Source organism: Acidocella sp. C78, from assembly GCF_907164655.1.
The window spans coordinates 76,764-99,953 of the sequence record NZ_CAJQZK010000060.1 but is presented as its reverse complement, the minus strand read 5'-3'; the positions used below and the strand labels follow the sequence as shown (position 1 = coordinate 99,953).

Genomic DNA, 23,190 nt, shown 5'->3' with positions numbered 1-23,190 from the left:
CAAAATGGATGCCTACATTTGTTCCAATAGTGAACTGCGACGTCGTAAAACCATACTCGCCATTCCAGAAACCCAAGATACGACCGCGCGTATCGTAACAACTCCAGAATTTCTGGAGCAAGCTGCCAAAATACGCTATGATGGATATTTGTCTTATGGGTATATTGAAGCTCATAGCGATGAACTTTTTCTTGATGACTACGATGCTGCGTCGAACAGTCGGACTGTCATCATATACCGAGAACACAAGCCAGCGGCCACAATTCGTGTCACTTTGCTTGATCTTGAAGGACGCTCGGCCAGCGCGAGCAAAATTCCTTCCATGGATATTTTCGGTGCAGAGATTTTATCACTTGGCCGAGCAGAAATGCGTATCGGTCGCTCTGGCCGCGTAATTGAAATTAACCGCTTTGCAAGCGCGCCCGCTTTTGCAAATGATCGATCACTTATCATTGCTGCCTTCCGTATGGTTGCTTATTTGAGACTCTATTTCGATGCTGACCTAATGATAAATGCAGTACGAACCCAACATATGCCGATGTATAGGCGGCTAGGTTTCAAGAAAATCGAAGATCCTAGGCAATATCCCAATTTGAAGTTCTCCACTGGTCTTATGGCCATGTTCCCTGATGAATACGAAACAGCACTGCAGAAAATTGGATTTCCTGATGGGGTATCTGTTTCCGATCCAGTTTATACCAGATTGATAGCAGGTGAGTTGGTGTCGGTTTTTTCGTCTTCTTGGTCCCATCAGCGGCCAACTAGAAAGACGGAGGTTACCTTAACCATCGGCGGATAGGTCGTCCATTACGGGGTGGAACTCATTCCACCCTATTATGGTTAAGAAATTATTAAACTAAGGATAGCAAATTTGAATTAATTATGCAACCCATAATAGAATTAATGTGATGGAAGCCAAGCACTTCCTAGCGAAGCCAAGCACGTCCTAGCTCAGATCCGGCGCAGGCACGCGAACCAGAGGGTAGAGGGCAGCCCGCATCCGATGGCCAAGCATCCGGAATACGATCATCGCCGTCACGAGGAAGGCAAACTGCGGCAAAGACAGGAAACCGGCGCGGTAGCAGAACAGGCGAAACCTCAACTCACTACGGACATAGCCAAAACCACCAAGGCGGGTATACGCAGCTTTGTTCTTCCGTACATCGAGAAGGGCCTTGGGCAAGGCATGGAAGCGGGCGCCGGCAAGAACGAGGCGAACATAGAGGTCATAATCCTCCATCCTGCTATATTCGGCACGGTAGCCGTCCACCTCGAGAAGGCGCGATCTGCGAACCACCGTAGCCGGGTGCACCAGAACATTGCGCCATCGCAAAACGGCAGCAATGTTGTCGTGATCGACCGGTGAAGACTTAAGAAAACGTCGCCCGGAAATCTCATCGAACTCGCTGCACCACGCCGACAAAACGTCCGTTTCGGGATGCACCTCAAGATAGCGACGCTGAAGGGCAACCCGGTCTGGCCGGCAGACATTGCCGCTATCCATCCGCATCACCCACTCGCCGGAACAATGCGGAATGCCTGAATTCAGCGCCCCGACACGCCCGACATTACGATCGAGCCGGATGACTCGGACATCCGAAATCCTTCCGTCGCCCACGAAATCGTGCAGCACGCGGTCCTGCTCATCATCAATCGGGCCGTCCACGACGATGACGAGTTGTTCAGGAGGCTCAGTCTGGGCAAACAAGCTCGTGAGCGAATCGCGCAGAGACGATGCACTGTCGGCGGCACCGATCGTCATCAACACCGAAATACCCGCGCCACGGGAAGGAAGCGCTGTCACTGTCCGCTCCCCTCGACCACGGCACCGAATGTCTTTGCCAGGATAACGATGTCGCGAACGAAAGAGCGGCTGCGGACATAGGCAACATCGAGGCTGACGCGCGCCTCGTATGTCAGCGCATTGCGGCCCATGACCTGCCAGGGGCCGGTCAGCCCAGGTCTCACCGAAAGACAGGTTTCGGCAGCGTCCCGATAGTGGGCGTTGATTTCCGCCTGGGTCACCGGCCGCGGACCGACAAGACTCATCTCGCCGCGGAGCACATTCCAGAGCTGCGGCAGTTCATCGAGGCTCAGCGCGCGGAGCACACGGCCAATCCCAGTAATCCGCGGATCGTGCATGAGTTTGTGAGCGCCCTGCCACTCGTGTTTCGCCTCCGGGTGCAGTTCGAGATATTCGGCGAGGCAGTGGTCGGCGCCCATCATCATCGTTCTGAACTTGAAGCAGGGGAACGGAACGCCGTTCCGCCCCACGCGCCAATGAGCGAAAAAAACCGGCCCGCCATCCAGCGCGACCAGACAGGCGATGATTGCGAATATCGGCGAGGCCAACAAAAGGAGAATTGTAGCCGCCACAATGTCAGACACACGTTTGAAGCGGTCGCCCGGAGCAATTTGAACACGGTGGCGCAGGGTAGGCAGAGCCTGATAGCTCAGCATATGCGTGATCTCCCTCAACCTTCAAAAAATACCGAGAGTGCCGCCGGTAACGAGCCGGCGAATGATGCTGCCGCTGGACAACCGCCTCCCGTACCTGCCGCCCTGACCCCACCCCCGGCATTGCAAGGGTATGGAAACAGGTTGGCCAGGCATGAAAATATCAACCGCGTGCGCGGCACCCTTCCGTCGGCGCGATGCGACATCGAACGCGAGTCAACTTTCATCATCTCTCCATCACCCCAGCTCGACCCAACGTCCCCAGCCTGAAGACGTGCCAACTTTCGCCGACCGCCCGCCACAGCCATTAAATTTTCTGCAATAATTATGCCTAAATAACATTGAAGCGCTGGCGATAATGATATTCTGCATATTTTCAATTATTTACGCCTACTTTGTAGCAGAATTAGACAACGCTAAAAAATATATATTTTATTAAAATACATGTTTCTGTTACGTATCGGGTAACGTTTAATCAAATTTTTCATGTTTTTCAAGACGTGCGGGTCGTAAATATGAAATGTTTTTAATTTGAGACGATCGGGCAACGGGGGGGGGTATCTGCGCGCGTTCGGGCGAGGAAGCCCGTGACAACACGCGCAATCACCCAGAGCGATCAAATCGTCGAATTGGACCAATCGGGAATTCGCGAACCTTCCGACTCGCGGGTAGGATCATATCCTTGGTGGTGGTGTAGGAGGCTGCTGATCAGCCTGCCGCCGTGACCGTTGAGAGACTGAAGTCGGTGGGGGATTGGCGGCCATCGCGGGGATTTTTGGTAGTGTCCTGGGTCGAGGTGGACTTTTGGGGCCCCGTAACGGTGTAGTTTGAGGTGGCCATCGGATCAGTCGGATCAGTCGGCTATGGTGGAGTGGCGAGACTTCAACCTGAAGCCTGGAGAACCCGATAACCGAAGATAGATTACCACTAGCTGAGCTACTGGCCAAAGCCGGGAACGGCGATTTTCTGCGCAGCGTCGCGGAGGCGGTGGTTCAACTGCTGATGGAGACGGATGTGGATGGGCTGATCGGCGCCAGCCGCTACGAGCGCACCGGCAGCGCGCGACCTATCGCAACGGCTACCGGGTCCACTTCACTTGGCTGCCCGCGCTCTCACCGGCGGAACTTGCCGCTGCGGTCCACGACAATCTCCGCAACCTCGGCCTCGACGTTCTCGAACTCGTCAATTTCCGGAGCATGCATGGCATTCACGGACCCGAAGAGGGCTCGATCGAGGAGCCGCTCACCATCCTCGCGGAACTTTGGCAGAAGGGGCTGATCCGGCATATCGGGCTGAGCAGCGTGACGCCGGCGCAGGTGGCGCAGGGGCGCGCAATCACGGAGATCGCGTGCGTCCAGAACCACTACAACCTGGCGCATCGCGGGGATGACGCGCTGATCGACGAACTTGCCCGCGAGGGAATCGCCTATGTGCCGTTCTTCCCGCTGGGCGGATTCTCGCCGTTGCAGTCGCGGGAGCTGTCCAGGGTTGCCGAAGGTCTCGGGGCCTCGCCGATGCAGGTCTGAACGAAAATCTCGCCGCGGCCCGGCTGGAGCTGGCCGACGCGGACCTGGCCGCGCTGGACGGGATCGCGGGCGCGGACGCGCCGTAAGACAGGAGGGCGCTCAGCAGGGCTTTGCCCGGTCAGCCGGGGGCGATCAGCGCCTCGCGTTGCCGCCGTGATGCAATCAACCGCTGCCGAGCCGCGGCAAGGATCTCCGGCCTTGCCGTGGCGGGCTCGCCCGCGCTGAAGGGCGGCGCCGGCGCATATTCCATGGAGAGCTGAATTGTCTCCGCCTCATCCTGGCCCAATAGTTCGGCAATCACGGCGAGCCCGAAGTCGATACCCGAGGTCACGCCGCCTGCGGTGATAAGCCTGCCATCGCGCACCACCCGTGCCGCTACTGGCGTCGCTCCGAACCGCTGGAGCAGATCGAGCGCATTCCAATGCGTGGTGGCACGGCGACCCGTCAACAATCCGGCTTGCCCAAGCAGAAGCGCCCCGGTGCAGACTGACGTGACATACTGCGCCGTGATCGCCTGATCGCGAAGAAAGCCGAGCACCTCCGGATCGCTCAACAGAGCGTTGACGCCGCTGCCTCCCGGCACACAGATCAGATCGTAGCGAGGTGCTTCGGCCAGACGACGGTCCGGCACGAGCCAGAGACCCGTGGAAGCCCGCAGCGGGGTGACATCCTTCCAGACAAGCTCGACCTCCACGCCTTGCGCTGACGCGAAGACCTCATAGGGTCCGGTCAGATCGAGTTGCTGAACGCCCGGAAAGCAAAGAATGCCGAATTGCAGGGTCATGATCGTCTCCTTCATTGAACCGAAGATCGTGGCGACGAACGATGCGGCTTTGTCGCCAACGCGCCTTCGGGCATCCTGTTTGCCGTCGAGGCTAGGCCTCACATCTGCGAGACGCCACCGTCAACGACCAGTTCCGCGCCGACGACGTAGCCGGACCCGTCGCTGGCCAGATAGACCGCAGTCGCGGCGGCCCGTGGCATATTATCGCCAACCGCGCCCGGCGGCGGCGGCGAGGTTGGCGCGGATTACCTGACGATGAAAGGGAGCGATCGCAAACAGATAGGCTCTGCCAACGAGATTATGGCAGTGCACCACGGTCGTTGCGATGAGCTCTGCGCCATCGGTATCACGCCTTGGCCGCAGCAGTAGCGAGGCGCGGAAGTCGAGGTGCCGGTCATCCTCTCCCAGTATGACCTCGTCGCGCGACATGGATATGACCCTGAAGAAATCGATGTGCGCCGCGCCGTCTGCAGCGGCCTCCTCGCGCAGCTGACGCGAGGATTTGACGCCAAACGGGCGGACAAGCTGGTCGCGGACCGACAGGAGGGCCCGGAACCATGGCCCCGGATGGCCGAGCGCGCTGCGGGCGAGAGCCTCGATGCCCAGCGCTGCATCTTCCTTCATCAGGTTTATGGCGAAGGCATCTGCAAGATCAGCATCGGGCAACCACCCGGCGATGGTGCTCTCGCGCGGAAAAGGGACCTGCCTGACGATGTTGCTCATGGTGCCGCGCTTCTTTACCGCCAGCCTGGCGGCTCGTCACGAGATCCGCGGAGGAAGCGGTGTATCGGGGTGCATGGGGGGCTATCCATGAGCGTGTCGTCTGTCTTGTTTGATATCGTATTTCGATCAAAATAATACGCTCGATCGGATCAATCGATTGCGGCTCCCTCCGCCATCGGGTTCGGTCGGATATCGGGATGGGAATTGGCGGGGCGCGCGATGCAGCAGGATGAGCGGTTCAGGGATGGCGGCGTGGATGGGTTTCCAGCGCTCGATCGGGCGAGTCTGGCGCTGCCCGATTCGGCGCGGCTGGAGCCCGCTTCGCGGGCGACGCACCGGCCGCGGGTGTTGCTGCTGTATGGCTCGCTGCGCGAGCGTTCCTATTCGCGGTTTCTCACCGAGGAGGCGGCGCGGCTGCTCGGGCTGATGGGGGCGGAGGCGCGGATTTTCGACCCGCGGGAGCTGCCGGTGGCGCACAGCGTTTCGCCCGACCATCCGAAGGTGCGGGAGCTGCGCGAGCTGTCGCTATGGTCGGAGGCGCAGGTCTGGTGCAGCCCGGAGATGCATGGCGCGATCACCGGGGTGATGAAGAACCAGATCGACTGGATACCGCTCGAGATCGGCGCGGTGCGGCCGACCCAGGGGCGGGCTCTGGCGGTGATGCAGGTGTCCGGCGGGTCGCAGAGTTTCAACGCGGTGAACACGCTGCGCCTGCTCGGGCGGTGGATGCGGATGTTCACCATCCCCAACCAGTCGAGTGTCGCCAAGGCCTATGAGCAGTTCGACGCGGCCGGGCGGATGCTGCCCTCGGCCTATTACGACCGGTTGGTGGATGTGATGGAGGAGCTGGTCCGCTTCACCTGGCTGCTGCGCGACCGGGCGGAATATCTGGTGGACCGCTACAGCGAGCGGCGGGCGAAGCCGTCGGCGGAGACGACCGCGAAACTCTGAGCGGCGGCCCGCGCATCCGGCCCCAGCGCCGGCTGCTCCGCGACCCGGTGGGTGCGGAGCGGGACGGCGCCGCTTCTCAGGCGGGCGCGGGCGGCGGATGGACCAGGGGACGCGGCGCCCCGTGCGCGCCGGATGGCGCGGGACCGTCCGCAAGCGGCGGCGCTTGCGGGGCGGGATGCGGTGCTTGCGGCACCGCGCGCGGCCGGATGGCAGACAAGGCGGCCGGCGCCAGATATGCCGGCAGGCGAATGCCCAGCGTATTGCAGAGCGGGCGCAGCAGCCGGCCGAAGCGCGGATCGGCGCAGATCAGCGCGCGGGCTTCGGGATCGTCGAGCAGGGCGCGGAGCTGGCTGGCGCTGCAACGGGATTCGGGCACCGGGGCGAGCAGCCAGCCGCGGCGGCGCGGCAGGGCGGGCGGGCGGGCGCGCTCGGGCGGCGCCGATGGGCGGCTGGCGCGGGGACGCGGCGGCGGCGCGCCGGCGGCGAGGGCTGCGAAGCGGCGCGCGAGGCGGCGCAGATGGGTCCAGAACCGGACGGCGAAGCTCGGGTCGGTGGGGCTGGCGGGACTGACGGGGTCGAACACAAGGAACGCCTCCTTCACCGCCCGCGCGGCGACGGCGCGGCACAGCCCCTCGATGATGGCGGCGAAGCGGCGGGCGATCGTCATGAACGGAACAAGAACATAAACAAGGGGGGTGGGCAAGGCGAAAGCGGTTTCGCGCCCGCCGGGTTTACAGCGCCGCCCCCGGCCCCTACCTCTGCCCTACCCGCGCCGCCCCGGCGGCCGCCCGATCCCGCGTGAGCGCCGGCCGCTGGCCGCGCCTCGCGCCCCTGGTCCGCGCTGCGCGCGGACGCCGCCCCGGCGCGCTTCCGGCCGGGCGCACCAGCGGAGGAGCAAGACCACATGCAAAAGGTTGTCGCAGGAACGGCGTCGTTCTGGATGGCCCATCTCTCGACCATCATCGGCGTCGCGGTCGCGCTGCTGCTGGGCATCGGCGGCAGCGCGGCGGCGCGCGCGGCGCTGGGGGTTCTGGCGCGCTGGTCGGACCGGCACGGGCACCGGATGCGCGCGGCGATCTTCGTTCGTCTCGGGTTGCCGGTGGTGGTCGCGATCTGGGCGCTGGCGCTGTATTTCGCGGCGCTCGCGGTGGCGACGCCGCTGCGCCTGGTCGGGCTGCTCGGCGTGCTGCCGGTGATTCTGAAGGTGGTGATGCTGCTCGCGATCGCCTGGGCGGCGCTGCGCGTGATCGCGGTGGGCGAGCGCGCCTATCCGGCGCATGTCGCGGCGAAACGCGGCGAGACGCCGGACCCGATGCTGATCGACGCGATCGGCAAGATCACGCGGATTCTCGTGGTCGCGGTGATCGGGATGATGGTGTTGCGAGTGCTGAATTTCTCGATCGCCAGCCTGCTCGCCTTTGGCGGGGTGGCCGGCATCGCGGTCGGCTTCGCCGCCCAGGGCGTGACCGCCAACCTGTTCGGCGCGCTGGTGGTCTATCTCGACCGGCCGTTCAAGGTGGGCGAGTGGATCGTGCTGCCGGCGCAGAACGTGTATGGCACGGTCGAGCATATCGGCTGGCGGACCACCACGCTGCGCGGCTTCGACACCAGGCCGTACTACGTGCCGAACCAGATTTTCAATTCATCGGTGGTGCAGACGCCGCCGCGGATGCAGGCGCGGCAGATCAGCACCACGATCGCGATCCGCTACGCCGATTTCGACCGGCTGGAGGCGATCACCGAGGCGTGCCGCCAGCATGTCGACAACCACCCGGACATCGACCAGTCGCTCGGCGCGATGGTGTATTTCGACCAGTACGGAACCCATGCGTTGCAGATCATGGTGTGGTGCTTCACCCGCACCGTGGTGTGGGCGGAGTCGCTCGCGATCCAGGAGCGGCTGCTGATCGAGCTGGGGCGGATCGTGCAGCGTCACGGGGCGGAACTCGCCCTGCCGGTTTCGGAGGTGCGGCTGGCCGGCCCGATGCCGCAGGCCGCGCCGATAGCGCAGGCCGGGGCGATGGCGATGGCCGCCGGCGGCGCGCGGCCGGGATAGAGCATCATCCGATCAGATGGACTCATCTGATCGGATAAAGATGCTCTGAATATCAATATCATAGAGCACTACATCCGATCCGGATGGATCGGAAAGTGCTCTAGAGCATCATCCGATCAGATGGACTCATCTGATCGGGTGATGCTCCGAGACGGCGGCGGGCGGGGCGGAAAAAAAACGGCGGATCGGAGGTGTAACCATCCTGAAGCGGGCAACGTAAGGTGTATGCCGGCTCGTTGGCCGGACGGCGTCGCGACGCCGGACTGACGCCCCGCACAGGAGAGACACGCCGATGAGTTCGACCGGACCCGGACACGACGCCGCCGATACTGGCGCCGCGAACCGCCTGCTGGAGACGCTTTCGACGGTTCGCTGGAACCGGTTTCACACGATGGCGGTGCTGCTGTTCGGCCTGGGCTGGGCGCTGGATGCGTTCGAGGTGACGCTGATCGGCAATGTGCTGGGGGCGCTGCGGCAGCATTTCGGGCTCGGCAGCAACGCGATGTCGGTCATTCTGGCGGCGTGGTTCGTCGGGCTGATGATCGGGGCGGCGGGGTTTGGCGCGCTGTCCGACCGGTTCGGGCGGCGGCGGGTGTTTCTGGCCAGCCTCGTTCTGTATGGCGTGGCGACGCTGGCGACGGCGTTCGCGCCGAACCTGCTTGCGCTGCTGGCGCTGCGGCTGCTGGGCGGCATTGGCGTCGGCGCGGAATATTCGGCGATCAACGCGGCGATCGCCGAGCTGGTGCCGAGCCGCTCGCGCGGGCGGGCGGCGGCGATCGTGCTGAATTTCTGGCCGCTGGGCAGTTTCATCGCGGCGCTGCTGGCCTGGCTGGTGCTCTCGGCGCTGCCGCCGGATCTGGGCTGGCGGGTGGTGTTCGGGCTTGGCGGGGTCATCGCGCTGTCCGCCGCCTGGTTTCGCCGGCATCTGCCGGAGAGCCCGCGCTGGCTGATCGATGCCGGACGGGCGGAGGATGCGCGCGCCATCATCGCCGGGATCGAGGCGGGGCTGACCTCGTTGCCGCCGCCGGCCTCGGTGCCGATCGCGCACCGGATTCGCCGCGAGGCGGGGCAGTTCGGGCGGCTGGCGCGGCAATATCCGGGCCGGCTGCTGCTCGGCGCGGCGCTCGATTTCGCCGAGGCAGCGGGATATTACGGGCTGTTCGCCTTCCTGCCGATCGTTGTTCTCCCGGCGCTGCATCTGCCGGCGGACCGGCTGCCGCTGTTCTATCTCGCCGGCAGCGTGGGAGCCGCCGTGGGCGGGCTGGCCGCGGCGGCGCTGCTCGACCGGGTCGGGCGGAGCTGGACGGTGGGCGGGTTCTATCTCGCCACCGCGCTCGGTCTCGTGCTGTTCGCCCTCGTGACCGGGCTTGGCGCGGGCTGGATCATGCTCGGCTTCGCGCTGGTGAACCTGCTGGCGACGGGAAGCTGGATCGCCGCCTATCCGACCTTCTCGGAACTGTTCCCGACCGCGCTGCGGGCGACGGGGATTGGCGCCTCGGTCGCGGTGGGGCGGGTGGGCGCGGCGCTCTCGCCGTTCCTGGTCGGCTATGTCGGCGCGCGCTCGATGCCGGCGGCGCTGATCATGCTCGCCGCGTTCTGGGCGCTGGGGGCCATCGCCATCCTGGTCTGGCGGCTGCGCGGCGGGATCGAGGCGCGGGGGCTCGCCCTTGAGCAGCTCAGCGCCGCACCCGCGCGCGGCGTGTAGGGTGCGGCCGATGCTCGACATGACCACAGGCGAGGCGTCGATCCCGGTGATCGCCGCGGAGGGACCGGTGCTGGTGTTTGGCGGCTGCTACAGCAACCTGCAGGCGACGCGGGCATTGCTGGACGCGGCGCGGGCGCACGGGATTCCGCCCGAGCGGATGATCTGCACCGGCGACGTGGTGGCGTATGGCGCCGATCCGCAGGCCTGCGCCGACCTGATCCGCGGCCACGGGATCGCGACGGTGATGGGCAATTGCGAGGAGCAGCTCGGCGCGGGGCGGCCGATTGCGGCTGCGGCTTTACCGAAGGCTCGTCTTGCGACCGGCTGGCCGCCGCCTGGTTCGCCCATGCCGATGCGCGGATCGACGATGCGACGCGGCGCTGGATGGCCGCCCTGCCCCGGCGGATCGACCTCGTGATCGGCGGGCGGCGGATCGCGGTGGTGCATGGCGCGCCGAGCCGGATCAACCGTTTCCTGTTCGCCTCCGACCCTGACCTGGTGCTGGCCGGGGAGATCGGCATCACCGGGTGCGACGGGGTGATCGCCGGGCATTGCGGCATCGGCTTCACCCGGCGGATCGGGGAGCTGGTGTGGCACAATGCGGGGGCGATCGGCATGCCGGCGAATGACGGCACGCCGCGCTGCTGGTATTCGATCGTCACCCCCACTGATGCCGGGCTGGAGATCGGGCTGCACGCGCTCGACTATGATTACCGCGCGGCGGCGGCTTCGATGCGGCGGGCCGGGCTGCCGGAGGAGTATGCCGACACGCTGGAGAGCGGGATCTGGCCCAATCTCGACATTCTGCCGCATGCCGAGCGGGCGGCGACGGCGACGCGGCTGGAGCAGAGACCGGCGGCGGATGCGCGCGTGGCGCTGGAGGCGCTGGAGACGCTGTGGTTCAACACCGGCACGCTCTGCAACCTCGCCTGCGAGGGCTGCTATATCGAAAGCTCGCCGCGCAACGACCGGCTCGGCTGGCTGCGGCTGGAGGGCTTGCGCCGGGTGCTGGACGAGGCGGCGGACCGCCATCCCGAGCTGCGGGAGATCGGGTTGACCGGCGGCGAGCCGTTCATGAACCCGGAGATCGAGGCGCTGATCGGGCTCGCGCTCGACCGGGGCTATCGGGTGCTGGTGCTGACGAATGCGATGACGCCGATGCGCCACCACATGGCGGCGATCGCCGGGTGGCGGGGGCGGGATTTGCATCTGCGCGTCTCGCTCGATCATCATACCGAGGCGGGCCACGCGGCGCTGCGCGGGCCGCGCGCCTGGGGGCCGGCGCTGGAGGGGATCGGCGCGCTGTTCGCGTCCGGGTTCCAGCCCTCGATCGCGGCACGGTTCGACCCGGCGGTGGAGGACGAGGCGGCGACGCGGGCGGGGTTCGCCCGGCTGTTCGCGGCACAGGGCTGGGAGATTGACGCGTTCGACCCCGAGCATCTGGTGCTGTTCCCGGAGATGGACGTGCCGGCGGCGGCGGCGGGGGTGAGCGCCGCCGCCTGGGCGGCGCTGCGGCCGCGCGGGGCGGATGCGATGTGCCGCACCTCGCGCATGGTGGTGCAGCGCAGGGGCGAGGCGGCGCTCTCGATCGTCGCCTGCACGCTGCTGCCCTATGAGGCGCGGTTCGATCTCGGCGGCACGCTGGAGGAAGCCTCCCGGGCGGTGACGCTCGACCATCCGCATTGCGCGCGGTTCTGCGTATTCGGCGCATCCTCCTGCATGAGTGCGAGGTAAGACAGACATGAGCACGACGACGATCGGGCGCGCCAAGCGGCGCGGCAACGCGCGGGCGCTGGGTTTCGCGGCGCTCGCGCTGGGGCTGGTCGCCCTGGTGGTGGCGTTGGAGCGGCAGGGGGTTTCCATCGCCAGGCTGGAGGGCGATCTCGCCGGGCTGCGCGAGGCGGTGGCGGCGCATCCGCTCGCCGGGTTTGTTTTCTATTTCGGGCTTTACGTGGCGGCGACTTCGCTCTCGGTGCCGGGGGCGGCGGTGCTGACGCTCGGCGCCGGCGCGCTGTTCGGCGTGGCCGAGGGCGCGGTGCTGGTCTCGTTCGCCTCGTCGATCGGCGCGAGCCTCGCCTTTCTCGCCGCCCGCTTCCTGCTGCGGGATTTCGCCCTCGTCCGCTTTCCCGCGCTGTTCGAGCGGATCGAGCGCGGGATCGCCCGCGACGGGGCGTTCTATCTGGTCTCGCTCAGGCTGGCGCCGGTGGTGCCGTTCTTCGCCGTCAACCTGCTGGCGGGGCTGACCAGCCTGCGGCTGCGCGGCTTCTACCTCGCGAGCCAGATCGGCATGCTGCCGGCGACGCTGATCTATGTGAATGCCGGGGCCTCGCTCGCCACACTTGGCGGGCATGGGCCGATCCTCACCCCGCGCCTCGTGATCGGCCTGCTGTTGCTGGCCGCCCTGCCGCCCGTGGCGCCGCGGCTGCGCGACGCGCTGGCCGCCCGCAGGCTCTATGCGCGGTTTGCCCGGCCGAAGCGGTTCGACCGCAACCTCGTGGTGATCGGCGCCGGCGCGGGCGGGCTCGTCGCGTCCTATGTCGCGGCTGCGGTGAAGGCGAAGGTGACGCTGGTCGAGGCCGGCGAGATGGGCGGGGACTGCCTCAATTCCGGCTGCGTGCCGTCGAAGGCGTTGCTCCACGCCGCGCGCGCGGGGAAGGATTTCCACGCCGCCATCGCCGATGTCCGCGCCGCCATCGCGGGGATCGCGCCGCATGATTCGGTGGCACGCTACGAGGGGCTCGGCGTCGAGGTCCGGCGCGGGCGGGCGGTGATCGAATCGCCCTGGTGCGTCGCGGTTGAGGGCGAACGGATCACCACGCGGGCCATCGTGATCGCCGCCGGGGCGGAACCGTTCGTGCCGCCCATTCCCGGGCTTGCCGAGGCGCCCTACGCCACCTCGGAAACCCTGTGGGATATCGGGGACCTGCCGCGGCGGCTCGTCATTCTCGGCGGCGGGCCGATCGGCTGCGAGATGGCGCAGGCCTTCGCCCGGCTCGGCAGCGCGGTGACGCTGGTGGAGATGGCCGAGCGGCTGCTGGTGCGCGAGGATGACGAGGTGTCGGCGGCGATGGCGGCGGCGCTCGCGCGCGATGGCGTCGCCATCCGCACCGGCCACAAGGCCGAGGCGGTGACGCGTACGGAGGCGGGCTTCGCGCTTGTCGCGACCAGCGGGGCGCAAACCGCCGAACTGCCGTTCGACCGGCTGCTGGTCGCCATCGGCCGGCGGCCGCGGGTGAGCGGTTACGGGCTGGAGGCGCTCGGCATTCCGCTGACCCCGGCGAAGACGATCGAGACCGATGACGGGCTGCGCACGCTCTATCCCAACATCTTCGCCTGCGGCGATGTCGCCGGGCCCTACCAGTTCACCCATATGGCCGGGCATCAGGGCGGGTATGCCGCGCTGGGCGCGCTGTTCGCCCCGTTCTGGCGGTTCCGCCCGCGCTACAAGGCGGTGCCGGCGGTGACCTATACGAGCCCGGAGATCGCCCGGGTCGGGCTGAACGCGCGCGAGGCGGCGGCGCGGGGCATCGAAGCCGAGATCACCCGCTACGATTTCGCCGAACTCGACCGCGCCATCGCCGAGGCGGATACCGAAGGCTTCGTCACCGTGCTGACGCGGCGGGGCAGCGACCGCATCCTCGGCGCCACCATCGTCGGCACCCAGGCCGGCGAGCTGCTCACCGGCTTCACCCTCGCCATGCAGCACGGGCTCGGGCTGAAGGCGCTGATGGGCACGATTTTCCCCTATCCCACGCGGTCCGAGGCGATCCGCGCCGTCGCCGGGCAGTGGCGGCAGGCGCACGCCTCGGCGCGCGGGCTCGCGATCCTCGAACGGTTCCACCGGTGGCGGCGCGGCTGAGCGTCGTCATCCCGGCGCTCGACGAGGCGGACAATCTCGCCCGCCTGCTGCCGGAGCTGCTCGGGGCGGCGCACCTGGTCGAGCGGGTCATCGTCAGCGACGGCGGCAGCCGCGACGGCTCGGCGGCGCTGGCGCGGCGGCTCGGCGCGCTTGTGATCGAGGGGGCGTCGGGGCGCGGCGCGCAGCTGGGCCGCGGCGTTGCGGCCGCCGGGCCGGGCTGGCTCTGGCTGCTGCACGCCGACACGATCCTGCAACCGGACTGGGCGGCGGCGCTGGCCGCGTGCCTCGGCACCGCCGATCCGGGCCGCGCCTATTACGCGAGGCTGCGCTTCGCCTCGCCCCGGCGGCGGGCGCGATGCGCCGAGGCGATGGTCCGCGCCCGCTGCGCGCTGTTCGCCCTGCCCTATGGCGACCAGTCGCTGCTGGTGCGGGGCGCGCTGCTGGAGGCCGTGGGCGGGGTGCCGGCGCTGGCGCTGATGGAGGATGTGGCGCTGGCGCGGCGCCTCGGCCGGCGGCGGCTCGCGGCGATGAAGCTCGTCGTGACCACCGACGCCGCCGCCTATGAGCGGGATGGCTGGCTGCGCCGCAGCGCCGGCAATCTCTGGCGCCTCGCCCGCTTCCTCGCCGGCGGCGACGCCGGCCGGATGGCGGGGGGCTACAGGCGGTAGGGCGCGCGGCGCGGATCACGCCTTGCCGGATTCGTCCTTCTTGTGGGCCATCAGCGCCATCAGCCTGCGGTCGCGCCAGGCCGAGCGCGCGGCGAGTTCGGAGTCCGGCAGGGCGGCGCGGCGCTGGCGCTCGACCTCGGCGATCAGCCCGTCATCCCAGCCCAGCTCGACGCCGCGCGCGCCGGCGATGGTTTCGTACATGCCGCGGAAGCGGCGCGCGTAATCGGCGACGCCGCCGGGGGCGTTGAGGTCGATCGTCTCGAACGGGCCCATGAAGCTCCAGCGCAGGCCGAGGCCGGCGGAGACCGTGCGGTCGAGATCGGCGACAGAGATGATTCCCTCGGCCACCAGGCGGAAGGCCTCGGCGAGCAGCAGGCCTTGCAGGCGGTTGAGGGCGAACCCCTCGATCTCGCGGGTGAGCGCCACCGGCTCCTGGCCGACCTGTTCCATCAGGGCGCGGACGCGGGGCACGACATCCGGCCCGGTCCAGGGGGCGGGCACCAGCTCGACCACCGGGATGAGATAGGGCGGATTGACCGGATGGGCGATGAGGCAGCGCGCGCGGCAGGCGACATGCTCGGTGAAGGCGGAGGCGGGAATGCCGGAGGAAGAGCTGCCGACCAGGGTTTCCGGGCCCAGCACCGCATCCAGCGCGGAGAAGATGAGCCGCTTCTGCTCGACGGTTTCGAAGACGCTTTCCTGCACATAGGACGCGCCGGCGACCGCCTCCGCCAGGGTGGCGGCGAGGCTGATTCGGGGGAGGATTTCGGCGGCGCTTGCGACCAGCCCGGCGGCCTCGAGATCGCGCAGGCGCGCCTCGATCAGGGTGGCGGCGCGGGCGGCGCCGCCCGCCGCCGCATCGAATACCGCGACATCGTGCCCGGCGCGGGCGAACACGATGGCCCAGGCCGAGCCGACCAGCCCGGCGCCGACGACAGCAATCTTCATGCAACTCTCCATCATGGCTTAGAGCATCATCCGATCGGATAAAAATGCTCGGTTTATCAACATGCCAGGGTTTGTGACGGGACTGGCGGGCGGCGCGGCTCAGAAGCCGACGCGGTCCGCCCCCTTGAGCGACAGGATCTCCCGCGCCTCGTCCGGTGTGGCGATGCCAAGGCCGAGGCCCTCGACGATCTGGCGGACCTTGCGGACCTGCTGGGCGTTGGAGTCGGCGAGCCGACCGGGGCCGATCCAGAGCGAATCCTCCAGCCCGACGCGGACATTGGCGCCCATCGCGGCGGCCTGGGCGGCGATGGGCAGCTGGTTGCGGCCGGCGCCGAGGACGGACCAGCGATACTGGTCGCCGAACAGCCGGTCGGCGGTGCGCTTCATGTGCATCACGTCTTCCGGGTGCGGGCCGATGCCGCCGAGAATGCCGAAGACGGTCTGGATGAACAGTGGCGGCTTCACCAGGCCGCGGCCGAGGAAATGGGCGAGATTGTAGAGATGGCTGGTGTCGTAGCACTCGAACTCGAAGCGGGTGCCTGAGTCGCCCAGGGTGCGCAGGACGTATTCGATGTCGCGGAAGGTGTTGCGGAAGACGAGGTCGCGCGAGTTTTCAAGCGTTTCGGCCTCCCACGGATGGCGGAACTCCTTGAAGCGGTCGAGCATCGGGAAGAGGCCGAAATTCATCGAGCCCATGTTCAGCGAGGCGACCTCGGGGCGGAAGCTGGCGGCGGGGCGGACCCGCTCCTCGACCGTCATGTAGGGCGCGCCGCCGGTGGTGAGGTTGATGACGGCGCCGGTGCGCTGCTTCACCCGCGGCAGGAAGCGGGCGAAGGCCTCGGGCGACTGGTCTGGCCGGCCATCCCGCGGATCGCGGGCGTGGAGGTGGAGGATGGCGGCACCGGCCTCGGCGGCGGCGACGGCGGAATCGGCGATCTCCTCCGGGGTGATCGGCAGATGCGGCGACATGCTCGGCGTGTGGATCGCGCCGGTGACGGCGCAGGTGATGATGACCTTGCGTGGTGTTCCGCGCGATTCGCTCATTCCCTCGTTTCCCCCTGGAGCGCTTTCCGATCCATCCGGATCGGATATCGGGCTCAATGTTATTGATAATTGAAGCGCTTTCCGATCGACCCGGATCGGATGCAGCGCTCTGTGGCATTGATGGCCAGAGCACCTCTACCCGATCGGATGACGCCAGCCGATCGAACGACGCCCTGGTTTCGGCGTGCCCCGTTGCGGGGCTGTTTCATGGCCGCAAGGAGGCCATGCGCGCGGCGGTTTGGCAAGAGTGCCGGCGCGCGCGGGCGGCATTCCGGGCATTTTCAGATCGCGGCGCCGGCTGCCGCCCGGGTGCGCTGGCGCGGGAGCAGCAGCAGGCAGGCCATGCCGGTGACCATGACGGCGGCGGCCATCCACAGCGCGCCGTCGTAACTGCCGGTGAGGGCCGCGATGTAGCCGGAGACGGCGGGGGCGACGATCTGGGCGGCGCCGAAGCTGATCGTCATCCGCGCCATCGCCTTCGAGGGGTTGCGCGGGTAGAGCCGGCCGATAATGGTCAGCGTCATGCTGGTGACGCCGTTGAACGCGCAGCCGTAGAGGGCGGCGCCGAACAGCGACAAAGCGAGGCCGCGCGTGGTGGCGCCGATCGCGATGCTGAGGGTGAGCAGGGCGAAGGCGGCGAGCAGGGCCCGGATGTCGCCGGTGCGGCGGGCCACGCGGTCCCAGAGCGGGGCGGTCGGGATCGCGCCGAGGCCGACCGCGACCCAGACCAGGTTCCCCATCCCGCGCAGCGCCGGCAGATGCGCCACCAGGGCGACGATGAAGGTGGCGCTGACGACATAGCCGACGCCGGCGCAGAAATAGGCGGCGACGAACAGCGCCATCCAGCGGGCGACGGGCGGCGTGTCCGCCAGGGCGGCGGGGCCGGCGGCATCGGCCGGCGGGGGCATCGGCATCCAGACCCAGGCGGGGATGAGGAAGACGATGCCGAACAGGCCGGAGGCGATCCACTCGCCGGCCCAGTCGAGCCGGCCGGCCATCGCCATCGGCAGCAGGCCGGAGACGACGATGCCGAGGCCGAGGCCGCCGAAGGGGACGCCGAGTTCGAGCCGCCTGCCGTGATGGCGCAGCCAGGCGAGCATCAGCCCGGTGCCGAGCAGCAGCGCGCCCACCGCCGTCATGCCGGCGAGGAAGCGCAGCACCGCCCAGACGACGAGGCTGGTGGTCAGGCCCATCGCCGCCGTGGTGAGGACGGCGAGGACCAGCAAGGCGCGGTAGAACAGGAAGCGGGTGCGCAGGTTGCCGATCGCGGCGATCAGGAGCGTGCCGGTCATGTAGCCGGCGTAATTGACGGTGGCGAGCCAGCCGCCGCCGGTGACGGAGAGATGCGCCTGGTCCTGCATCACCGGCAGCAGCGGCGTGTAGAGGAAGCGGGCGAGGCCGACGGTGAGGACCATGCTGGCGATGCCGGCCGCCATGACCTTCGCGGCCTCGCGGTCGGTCGCGGTTATGGCGGCGGGAGACTCGGCGATGGATGACATGGCAGGCCTCATGACTGACCTGCCATGCTTAACGGAATGGCGCGGCGCCGCCAATCGTTCCGGCGCCGGCCGGCGTGGCTGACGCTGTGCGAGAGCGTCAGCCGGCGTGGCTGGTGCCGAACAAGGGCGTCAGCCGGCGTGGCTGGTGCCGAACAAGGGCGTCAGCCGGCGTGGCTGACGCTGAGCAAGAGCGTCAGCCGGCGTGGCTGACGCCGGCAAGGTGCTCCATCCGCTCGGTGTCGGCGCCGAGTTCGGCGGCGGAGCCGTCATAGACGACCTCGCCATCGGACAGGACATAGGCGCGGTCGGCGAGCTGGAGGGCGAGATGGGCGTTCTGCTCGACCAGAAGGATCGACATCCCCTCCCCCTTCATCCGCCCGATCGTGCGCATGACTTCCTGGACGATGACCGGGGCGAGGCCCTGGGAGGGTTCATCGAGGATCAGGAATTTCGGGTTGAGCAGCAGCGCGCGGGCGATGGCGAGCATTTCCTGCTCGCCGCCCGAGAGCCGGCCGCCCTTGCTGGTCTTGCGTTCCTCAAGCCGCGGAAACAGCTTGTAGATCGTCTCGATGGTCCAGGGCCCCTTGGTTTCGGGGGAACGAGCAGGTTTTCATGCACCGTCATGTGGCCGAAGATCTTGCGGCCTTCGGGGACATATCCGACGCCGGCATTGGCGATGCGATGGGAGGCCGCCTTGGTGACATCCTTGCCGAAGAGCTTGATGTTGCCGCCGCGGGGCGGGGTCAGGCCCATGACGCTGCGCATCGTGGTGGTCTTGCCGGCGCCGTTGCGGCCGAGCAGGGCGATCAGCTCGCCCTGGTTCACCTTGAGCGAGACGCCGTGCAGGATGTGGCTCTTGCCGTAATAGGTTTGCAGGCCGTCGGCTTCGAGAACGGCACTCATGCGGCGGTCTCCTCGATGGCGGTTCCAAGATAGGCGCTCTGGACGCGGGGATTGGCGGAGATTTCCGCCGCCGTGCCCTCGGCGAGGAAGGTGCCGTTGTCGAGCACGGTGATGCGGTCGGCGATGCCGAACACGATCGCCATGTCGTGCTCGACGAACAGCATGGTGATGCCCTGGTCCTTGTTGAGGCGGCGGATCAGGTCGGTCATGTGGTGGGTTTCCTCATCGCCCATGCCGGCGGTCGGCTCGTCGAGCAGGAGGAGGCGCGGATGGCGCGACAGGGCGATGCCGATTTCGACCACGCGCTGGTCGCCATGCGACATCTCGCCGACGATGCGGTCCGCCTTGTCGGCGATGCGGGTGACGTGGAGCAGTTCGTCGACCTTTTCATCGACCTTCGCGCGCGTCGCCCGCGAGATCCAGGGGCGGAGCTGCAGCCCCATCGCCGTTTCCACCGCGACGCGGACATTCTCGTAGACCGAGAGCGAGAGGAAGACCTGGGTGATCTGGAAGGTGCGGATGATGCCGCGGCGGACCAGATCGTTCGGGCTGACCGCGGTGATCGGCTGGCCGTCGAAGAGGATCTGCCCCTCGGTGGGCGGGAAGAAGCCGCTGATCAGGTTGAACAGCGTGGTCTTGCCGGCGCCGTTCGGGCCGATGACGGCGCGCAGTTCGCCCGGCTCGACGGCGAGCGAGATGTCCTTGAGGGCCTGGAGCGCGCCGAAGCGGCGGCCGACATGTTCGAGTTTCAGAAGGCTCACGACCGCCCCCTCCCCTTGATGAAGCCGAGCAGACCCTGCGGGAAGAACAGCACCGACAGGACGAAGATCAGGCCGATATAGCTCATCCAGTTCTGGGTGACGCTGGAGAGATAGTCCTGCGCCGCGATGTAGATGACGGCGCCGAGGAACGGCCCCCAGAAGCTGCGCATGCCGCCGAGCACGCAGATGACCACGAAGGAGCCGGAGAGCTGCCATTGCAGGTCATCCGGCGAGGCGAAGGCGGTCAGCATCGCGTTCAGGCTGCCGGCGAGGGCGGTGATGAAGGCCGAGATCGCGAAGGCGACCCAGATCTGCTTGTCCACCGCGACGCCGAGGAAGCGCAGGCGGGTGGTGTTCTCGCGCGTCGCGACGAAGGCGTGGCCCATCGGCGAGCGGAGGATCTGCCAGACGACCAGCATGACCGCGGCGAACAGGGCCAGCACCACGTAATAGAACCGGGCCGGGCCGAGCTTGATCGATTCGCCGGCGAGATGCAGCGGCACGCGGGAGAAGCCGGTCAGCCCGTCCTCGCCGCCGGTCACGGTGTTCCAGCGCACCGCGAGGAAGTAGAACATCTGGCCGAAGGCGATGGTGATCATCGAGAAGTAGATGCCCTTGCGCTTCATCACCATCGGGCCGACCAGGATGCCGCCGATGCCGCCGAGCAGCGTGCCGGCGATGAGGGCGAGCGGCATCGAGGGAATCACGTGGATGATGAACAGGCCGGTGCCGTAGGCGCCGAGGCCGAAATAGGCGGCGTGGCCGAAGGACAGGCCGCCGGTGTAGCCGAGCAGCAGGTTCAGCCCGGTCGCGGCCATCGCGTAGATCAGCACGCGGGAGGCGAGATCGGTGAAGCCGCCGATCGCGGGCAGCCAGATCGGCACGAAGAGCAGGGCGAGCCAGATGATGGCCGCGGAAATCTCGCGGCCGCCGATCGAGGGGGCAGGCCGCGAGGACGGCCGGGTTTCAAGTGCAGAACTCATTCGAAGAGACCTTCCTGCCCGAGCAGGCCACGGGGACGGATGACCAGGACCACCGCCATGATGACGTAGATGACGACTTCCTGCGCGACCGGAAAGAAGGCCGCGGTGAGACCGGAGGCGATGCCGATGATGAGACCGCCGAGCACGCTGCCCATAAGGCTGCCGACGCCGCCGACGATGATGGCGACGAAGGCCGGCATGATCAGCGAATCACCGATGGTCGGCGACAGGCCGAGCTGGCCGGCGGCGAGGATGCCGGCGACACCGGCAAGGAAGATGCCGATCCCGAAATTCGCGGCGCGGAGGAAGAAGATGTTCACGCCGAGCGAGGAGATGGTTTCCAGATCGGCGTTGCCGGCGCGGATGCGGATGCCGATGCGGCTGTAGCGCAGCACCGCGAACAGCGCGCCCGTCACCAGCACGGTGATGGCGATGACGACGAGGCGGAAGCCGGTGAGGAAGAACATCGACGAGCTGAGCGGCGAGTTGAGGTAGTTCGGCAGCGCGAAGGGCTGGCCGATCGAGCCCCAGATCGTGCGGATCACGTCCTGCATGATCATCGCCAGCCCGAAGGTGAGCAGCAGCGAGAACAGCGGGTCGCGCCCGTAGAGCGGGCGGATCAGGAAGCGCTCGACCGCCAGGCCGACGACGACCGCCAGCAGCGGCGCGACGACCAGGCCGCCCCAGAAGCCGATATAGGGTTCGAGGGTGAAGGCGAGATAGCCGCCAAGCGCCATGAAAGTGCCATGGGCGAAGTTGATGACGCCGTTCAGGCCCAGAATCAGCGACAGACCAAGCGCCATCAGCGCGTAGAAGATGCCGACAACCAAGCCGTTGAAGGCACTGTATAGCAACAGAGATTCCACGGTTTCACTTCACATCTAGCGCCCGCGGGCGCGGCTGGAGACAGGTCGCGTGGCGGTGCTAGCGAACTGGCCCACGACTTGCGTCGTGGGCCAGCGCAGACCGCCATGCGGATGGAGATCAGCTCGGATAGGTCATCTTGCAGCCGGCCGCGGCCGGCGACAGCGCGATCGACTCGCTGGGGATGACATCCGCGACCTTGAACAGGTTCGGGTAGCTCGCGTCCTTGGGGACGTAGCCGGGGAACATGTTCGCCATCATCTGATGGTCTTCGGCGCGGTAATGCACCTTGCCCGGCTGCAGCGCGACTTCCGGCGGCAGCTCCATGCCTTCGAGCGCCTTCACGACCTTGAGCGAGTCGAGCGACTTCGCCTGGTTCGCGGCCATCGCGATGGCGTAGGCGGTGGAATAGCCGAACCAGGTTCGCGCCGTCGGCACCTTGCCGCCGCTGCGTTTCTTCACTTCGGTGACGAAATCGGCGACATGCGGCACGCCGGGCTGGTTCCAGTACCACTCGAAGGTCCACCAGCCGAGGAGCGCGGCCTTCGGCAGCGCCTGGAGAACCTCGATTTCCTGCAGCGCGCCGGCGATGGCGATCTGCTTGTCGAGACCGAACTGCACGGCCTGCTTGAGCAGGTTGACGAGGTCGTCACCCGCCTGCAGGCAGATCAGCACGTCCGGCTTCGCGGCGCGGGCGCGGATCAGGTAGGACGAGAAATCGGTGGTGCCGAGCGGTGCGAGGGCATGACCCACGGCTTCGCCGCCGGCCTTCTTCAGCTGCACCATGTAGTCCTTGTAGAGGGCGTGGCCGAAGGCATAGTCCGGGACGATGAAGAACCACTTCTTGCCGAACTTGCTGAAGAGGGTCTTGAAGTCACCGGCGGTGAGCATCCAGGTGGTCGAGCAGGTGCGGAACGTGGTCCAGTGGCACTTGCTGCCGGTCACGTCGTCGGCGTGGCCGCCGGTGTCGACGAACAGCATCTCGTGCTGGAGGGCGAACTGGCTGAGCGATTCGGACGCGGCGGAGTTCACCGTGCCCATGAGGAAGTTCACCTTGTCCTCGGCGACGAGCTTCTGCGCCTTGCTGACGGCGGGCCCGGGAAGGCTGTTGTCGTCCTCGACGAGGAGCTGCACGGGCCGGCCGAGAATGCCGCCCTTCTTGTTGATCTCGTCGACCGCCATGGTGGCGCCGATGATCTCGTTGTGACCCGCCGGCGCATAGACGCCGGTGCGCGGATCGATCATGCCGATCTTGACCGGCTTCTCGCTGGCGCCCCAGGTGACCTGCGGCAGGACCAGGCTGGAAACGCCGGCCGCAGCGCCGGCCTTGAGCAGGCCGCGGCGGTTGAACGATGCAGAATTCACAAAATCCATTTGGATCATTTCCCCTTCCGTATTGTGGCCACGCCAGGCGGCACACCGGCTCAGCGACACATGCGGCCCGCTTTCACTAACGAGA

At 67.0% G+C, this 23,190-nt stretch carries 24 protein-coding genes and 1 pseudogene; 10 read left to right on the top strand and 15 right to left on the bottom strand.

The features are described from left to right. The first annotated feature begins 4 nt into the window (after positions 1-4). The gene (locus tag ACIDOCELLA78_RS81075) at positions 5-799 is read left to right on the top strand and encodes an N-acyl amino acid synthase FeeM domain-containing protein (RefSeq protein ID WP_201727472.1); all 795 of its coding nucleotides are present in this window, start codon (positions 5-7) and stop codon (positions 797-799) included. Positions 800-946: 147 nt separating this feature from the next. Here the strand turns inward: ACIDOCELLA78_RS81075 and ACIDOCELLA78_RS81070 are convergent, their stop codons facing one another. Further along, positions 947-1,804: a glycosyltransferase gene (locus ACIDOCELLA78_RS81070; protein WP_201727471.1), complete on the bottom strand. Its 858-nt coding sequence runs from the start codon at positions 1,802-1,804 to the stop codon at positions 947-949. Next, the gene (locus ACIDOCELLA78_RS81065) at positions 1,801-2,460 is read right to left on the bottom strand and encodes a sugar transferase (RefSeq protein WP_201727470.1); all 660 of its coding nucleotides are present in this window, start codon (positions 2,458-2,460) and stop codon (positions 1,801-1,803) included. Before ACIDOCELLA78_RS81065 ends, ACIDOCELLA78_RS81070 begins: the two co-directional genes overlap by 4 nt. A 903-nt stretch (positions 2,461-3,363) precedes the next feature. Here ACIDOCELLA78_RS81065 and ACIDOCELLA78_RS81060 point away from each other — a divergent pair. Further along, positions 3,364-3,542 (top strand): annotated as a pseudogene (locus ACIDOCELLA78_RS81060) (transposase); the annotation flags it as partial. Positions 3,543-3,557: 15 nt separating this feature from the next. Beyond that, complete coding sequence (locus ACIDOCELLA78_RS81055; RefSeq protein ID WP_307850846.1) at positions 3,558-3,983, top strand: aldo/keto reductase; 426 nt, start codon at positions 3,558-3,560, stop codon at positions 3,981-3,983. 118 nt (positions 3,984-4,101) lie between these two features. On the opposite strand, the gene ACIDOCELLA78_RS81050 is transcribed toward ACIDOCELLA78_RS81055, so the two are convergent. The 3 genes from ACIDOCELLA78_RS81050 to ACIDOCELLA78_RS81040 all read right to left on the bottom strand — a co-directional run bounded on the left by ACIDOCELLA78_RS81050 (position 4,102) and on the right by ACIDOCELLA78_RS81040 (position 5,490). Next, positions 4,102-4,767, bottom strand: coding sequence for a DJ-1/PfpI family protein (locus ACIDOCELLA78_RS81050; RefSeq protein ID WP_201727469.1), 666 nt, complete (start codon positions 4,765-4,767; stop codon positions 4,102-4,104). Positions 4,768-4,865: 98 nt separating this feature from the next. Beyond that, positions 4,866-4,967 carry an SDR family oxidoreductase gene (locus ACIDOCELLA78_RS81045; RefSeq protein WP_249674872.1) on the bottom strand — a complete coding sequence of 34 codons (102 nt, stop codon included), beginning with the start codon at positions 4,965-4,967 and terminating at the stop codon, positions 4,866-4,868. A 1-nt stretch (position 4,968) separates the two neighbouring features. Then, on the bottom strand, positions 4,969-5,490 hold the full coding sequence (locus tag ACIDOCELLA78_RS81040; RefSeq protein WP_201727468.1) for a DUF2867 domain-containing protein: 522 nt from the start codon (positions 5,488-5,490) through the stop codon (positions 4,969-4,971). Between the two features lie 219 nt (positions 5,491-5,709). On the opposite strand from ACIDOCELLA78_RS81040, the gene arsH reads away from it, so the two are divergent. Beyond that, positions 5,710-6,441: an arsenical resistance protein ArsH gene (arsH, locus tag ACIDOCELLA78_RS81035; RefSeq protein WP_201727467.1), complete on the top strand. Its 732-nt coding sequence runs from the start codon at positions 5,710-5,712 to the stop codon at positions 6,439-6,441. A 76-nt stretch (positions 6,442-6,517) separates the two neighbouring features. Here arsH and ACIDOCELLA78_RS81030 read toward each other — a convergent pair whose 3' ends face one another. Beyond that, positions 6,518-7,108 (bottom strand): hypothetical protein, encoded by a 591-nt coding sequence (locus tag ACIDOCELLA78_RS81030; RefSeq protein ID WP_201727466.1) that lies wholly within the window; start codon positions 7,106-7,108, stop codon positions 6,518-6,520. Between the two features lie 237 nt (positions 7,109-7,345). Between ACIDOCELLA78_RS81030 and ACIDOCELLA78_RS81025 the strand changes: the two genes are divergently transcribed. From ACIDOCELLA78_RS81025 to ACIDOCELLA78_RS81000, 6 genes are all read left to right on the top strand, one after another. Next, positions 7,346-8,497: a mechanosensitive ion channel family protein gene (locus ACIDOCELLA78_RS81025; protein ID WP_201727465.1), complete on the top strand. Its 1,152-nt coding sequence runs from the start codon at positions 7,346-7,348 to the stop codon at positions 8,495-8,497. A 292-nt stretch (positions 8,498-8,789) separates the two neighbouring features. Then, positions 8,790-10,202: an MFS transporter gene (locus ACIDOCELLA78_RS81020; RefSeq protein WP_201727464.1), complete on the top strand. Its 1,413-nt coding sequence runs from the start codon at positions 8,790-8,792 to the stop codon at positions 10,200-10,202. 10 nt (positions 10,203-10,212) lie between these two features. Continuing rightward, positions 10,213-10,620: a metallophosphoesterase gene (locus tag ACIDOCELLA78_RS81015; protein WP_249674871.1), complete on the top strand. Its 408-nt coding sequence runs from the start codon at positions 10,213-10,215 to the stop codon at positions 10,618-10,620. Then, positions 10,587-11,936 carry a radical SAM protein gene (locus ACIDOCELLA78_RS81010; RefSeq protein WP_249674868.1) on the top strand — a complete coding sequence of 450 codons (1,350 nt, stop codon included), beginning with the start codon at positions 10,587-10,589 and terminating at the stop codon, positions 11,934-11,936. The genes ACIDOCELLA78_RS81015 and ACIDOCELLA78_RS81010 overlap by 34 nt, the downstream gene beginning before the upstream one ends. Positions 11,937-11,943: 7 nt before the next feature. Continuing rightward, complete coding sequence (locus ACIDOCELLA78_RS81005) at positions 11,944-14,061, top strand: FAD-dependent oxidoreductase (protein WP_201727463.1); 2,118 nt, start codon at positions 11,944-11,946, stop codon at positions 14,059-14,061. Further along, the gene (locus tag ACIDOCELLA78_RS81000; protein WP_249674865.1) at positions 14,046-14,729 is read left to right on the top strand and encodes a glycosyltransferase; all 684 of its coding nucleotides are present in this window, start codon (positions 14,046-14,048) and stop codon (positions 14,727-14,729) included. Before ACIDOCELLA78_RS81005 ends, ACIDOCELLA78_RS81000 begins: the two co-directional genes overlap by 16 nt. 15 nt (positions 14,730-14,744) lie before the next feature. On the opposite strand, the gene ACIDOCELLA78_RS80995 is transcribed toward ACIDOCELLA78_RS81000, so the two are convergent. The 9 genes from ACIDOCELLA78_RS80995 to ACIDOCELLA78_RS80955 form a co-directional block, all read right to left on the bottom strand. After that, the gene (locus tag ACIDOCELLA78_RS80995) at positions 14,745-15,677 is read right to left on the bottom strand and encodes a 3-hydroxyacyl-CoA dehydrogenase (protein ID WP_201727462.1); all 933 of its coding nucleotides are present in this window, start codon (positions 15,675-15,677) and stop codon (positions 14,745-14,747) included. A 99-nt stretch (positions 15,678-15,776) separates the two neighbouring features. Beyond that, the gene (locus ACIDOCELLA78_RS80990; RefSeq protein ID WP_201727461.1) at positions 15,777-16,721 is read right to left on the bottom strand and encodes a 3-keto-5-aminohexanoate cleavage protein; all 945 of its coding nucleotides are present in this window, start codon (positions 16,719-16,721) and stop codon (positions 15,777-15,779) included. 281 nt (positions 16,722-17,002) lie between these two features. Then, a complete protein-coding gene (locus tag ACIDOCELLA78_RS80985; RefSeq protein WP_201727460.1) occupies positions 17,003-18,220 on the bottom strand; it encodes a YbfB/YjiJ family MFS transporter in 1,218 nt (405 codons plus the stop codon). Positions 18,221-18,413: 193 nt separating this feature from the next. Then, positions 18,414-18,707 carry a hypothetical protein gene (locus ACIDOCELLA78_RS80980; protein WP_374223204.1) on the bottom strand — a complete coding sequence of 98 codons (294 nt, stop codon included), beginning with the start codon at positions 18,705-18,707 and terminating at the stop codon, positions 18,414-18,416. Then, on the bottom strand, positions 18,662-19,123 hold the full coding sequence (locus ACIDOCELLA78_RS80975; RefSeq protein ID WP_374223203.1) for an ATP-binding cassette domain-containing protein: 462 nt from the start codon (positions 19,121-19,123) through the stop codon (positions 18,662-18,664). Before ACIDOCELLA78_RS80975 ends, ACIDOCELLA78_RS80980 begins: the two co-directional genes overlap by 46 nt. After that, positions 19,120-19,884 carry an ABC transporter ATP-binding protein gene (locus ACIDOCELLA78_RS80970; protein WP_201727459.1) on the bottom strand — a complete coding sequence of 255 codons (765 nt, stop codon included), beginning with the start codon at positions 19,882-19,884 and terminating at the stop codon, positions 19,120-19,122. Before ACIDOCELLA78_RS80970 ends, ACIDOCELLA78_RS80975 begins: the two co-directional genes overlap by 4 nt. After that, a complete protein-coding gene (locus ACIDOCELLA78_RS80965) occupies positions 19,881-20,867 on the bottom strand; it encodes a branched-chain amino acid ABC transporter permease (RefSeq protein WP_201727458.1) in 987 nt (328 codons plus the stop codon). The genes ACIDOCELLA78_RS80970 and ACIDOCELLA78_RS80965 overlap by 4 nt, the downstream gene beginning before the upstream one ends. Then, positions 20,864-21,721, bottom strand: a complete 858-nt coding sequence (locus tag ACIDOCELLA78_RS80960) for a branched-chain amino acid ABC transporter permease (protein WP_249674863.1) — start codon at positions 21,719-21,721, stop codon at positions 20,864-20,866. Before ACIDOCELLA78_RS80960 ends, ACIDOCELLA78_RS80965 begins: the two co-directional genes overlap by 4 nt. Before the next feature lie 130 nt (positions 21,722-21,851). After that, positions 21,852-23,105, bottom strand: a complete 1,254-nt coding sequence (locus ACIDOCELLA78_RS80955; protein ID WP_201727456.1) for an ABC transporter substrate-binding protein — start codon at positions 23,103-23,105, stop codon at positions 21,852-21,854. Between the last annotated feature and the right edge of the window lie 85 nt (positions 23,106-23,190).

Bases quoted from the DNA above. Each gene is read 5' to 3' on its own strand.
- ACIDOCELLA78_RS81075 (WP_201727472.1), top strand. From the start codon at position 5: ATGGATGCCTACATTTGTTCCAATAGTGAACTGCGACGTCGTAAAACC.
- ACIDOCELLA78_RS81065 (WP_201727470.1), bottom strand. From the start codon at position 2,460: ATGCTGAGCTATCAGGCTCTGCCTACCCTGCGCCACCGTGTTCAAATT.
- ACIDOCELLA78_RS81050 (WP_201727469.1), bottom strand. From the start codon at position 4,767: ATGACCCTGCAATTCGGCATTCTTTGCTTTCCGGGCGTTCAGCAACTC.
- ACIDOCELLA78_RS81045 (WP_249674872.1), bottom strand. From the start codon at position 4,967: ATGCCACGGGCCGCCGCGACTGCGGTCTATCTGGCCAGCGACGGGTCC.
- ACIDOCELLA78_RS81040 (WP_201727468.1), bottom strand. From the start codon at position 5,490: ATGAGCAACATCGTCAGGCAGGTCCCTTTTCCGCGCGAGAGCACCATC.
- arsH (WP_201727467.1), top strand. From the start codon at position 5,710: ATGCAGCAGGATGAGCGGTTCAGGGATGGCGGCGTGGATGGGTTTCCA.
- ACIDOCELLA78_RS81030 (WP_201727466.1), bottom strand. From the start codon at position 7,108: ATGACGATCGCCCGCCGCTTCGCCGCCATCATCGAGGGGCTGTGCCGC.
- ACIDOCELLA78_RS81025 (WP_201727465.1), top strand. From the start codon at position 7,346: ATGCAAAAGGTTGTCGCAGGAACGGCGTCGTTCTGGATGGCCCATCTC.
- ACIDOCELLA78_RS81020 (WP_201727464.1), top strand. From the start codon at position 8,790: ATGAGTTCGACCGGACCCGGACACGACGCCGCCGATACTGGCGCCGCG.
- ACIDOCELLA78_RS81015 (WP_249674871.1), top strand. From the start codon at position 10,213: ATGCTCGACATGACCACAGGCGAGGCGTCGATCCCGGTGATCGCCGCG.
- ACIDOCELLA78_RS81010 (WP_249674868.1), top strand. From the start codon at position 10,587: ATGGCCGCCCTGCCCCGGCGGATCGACCTCGTGATCGGCGGGCGGCGG.
- ACIDOCELLA78_RS81005 (WP_201727463.1), top strand. From the start codon at position 11,944: ATGAGCACGACGACGATCGGGCGCGCCAAGCGGCGCGGCAACGCGCGG.
- ACIDOCELLA78_RS80995 (WP_201727462.1), bottom strand. From the start codon at position 15,677: ATGAAGATTGCTGTCGTCGGCGCCGGGCTGGTCGGCTCGGCCTGGGCC.
- ACIDOCELLA78_RS80990 (WP_201727461.1), bottom strand. From the start codon at position 16,721: ATGAGCGAATCGCGCGGAACACCACGCAAGGTCATCATCACCTGCGCC.
- ACIDOCELLA78_RS80985 (WP_201727460.1), bottom strand. From the start codon at position 18,220: ATGTCATCCATCGCCGAGTCTCCCGCCGCCATAACCGCGACCGACCGC.
- ACIDOCELLA78_RS80980 (WP_374223204.1), bottom strand. From the start codon at position 18,707: ATGCTCGCCATCGCCCGCGCGCTGCTGCTCAACCCGAAATTCCTGATC.
- ACIDOCELLA78_RS80975 (WP_374223203.1), bottom strand. From the start codon at position 19,123: ATGAGTGCCGTTCTCGAAGCCGACGGCCTGCAAACCTATTACGGCAAG.
- ACIDOCELLA78_RS80965 (WP_201727458.1), bottom strand. From the start codon at position 20,867: ATGAGTTCTGCACTTGAAACCCGGCCGTCCTCGCGGCCTGCCCCCTCG.
- ACIDOCELLA78_RS80955 (WP_201727456.1), bottom strand. From the start codon at position 23,105: ATGGATTTTGTGAATTCTGCATCGTTCAACCGCCGCGGCCTGCTCAAG.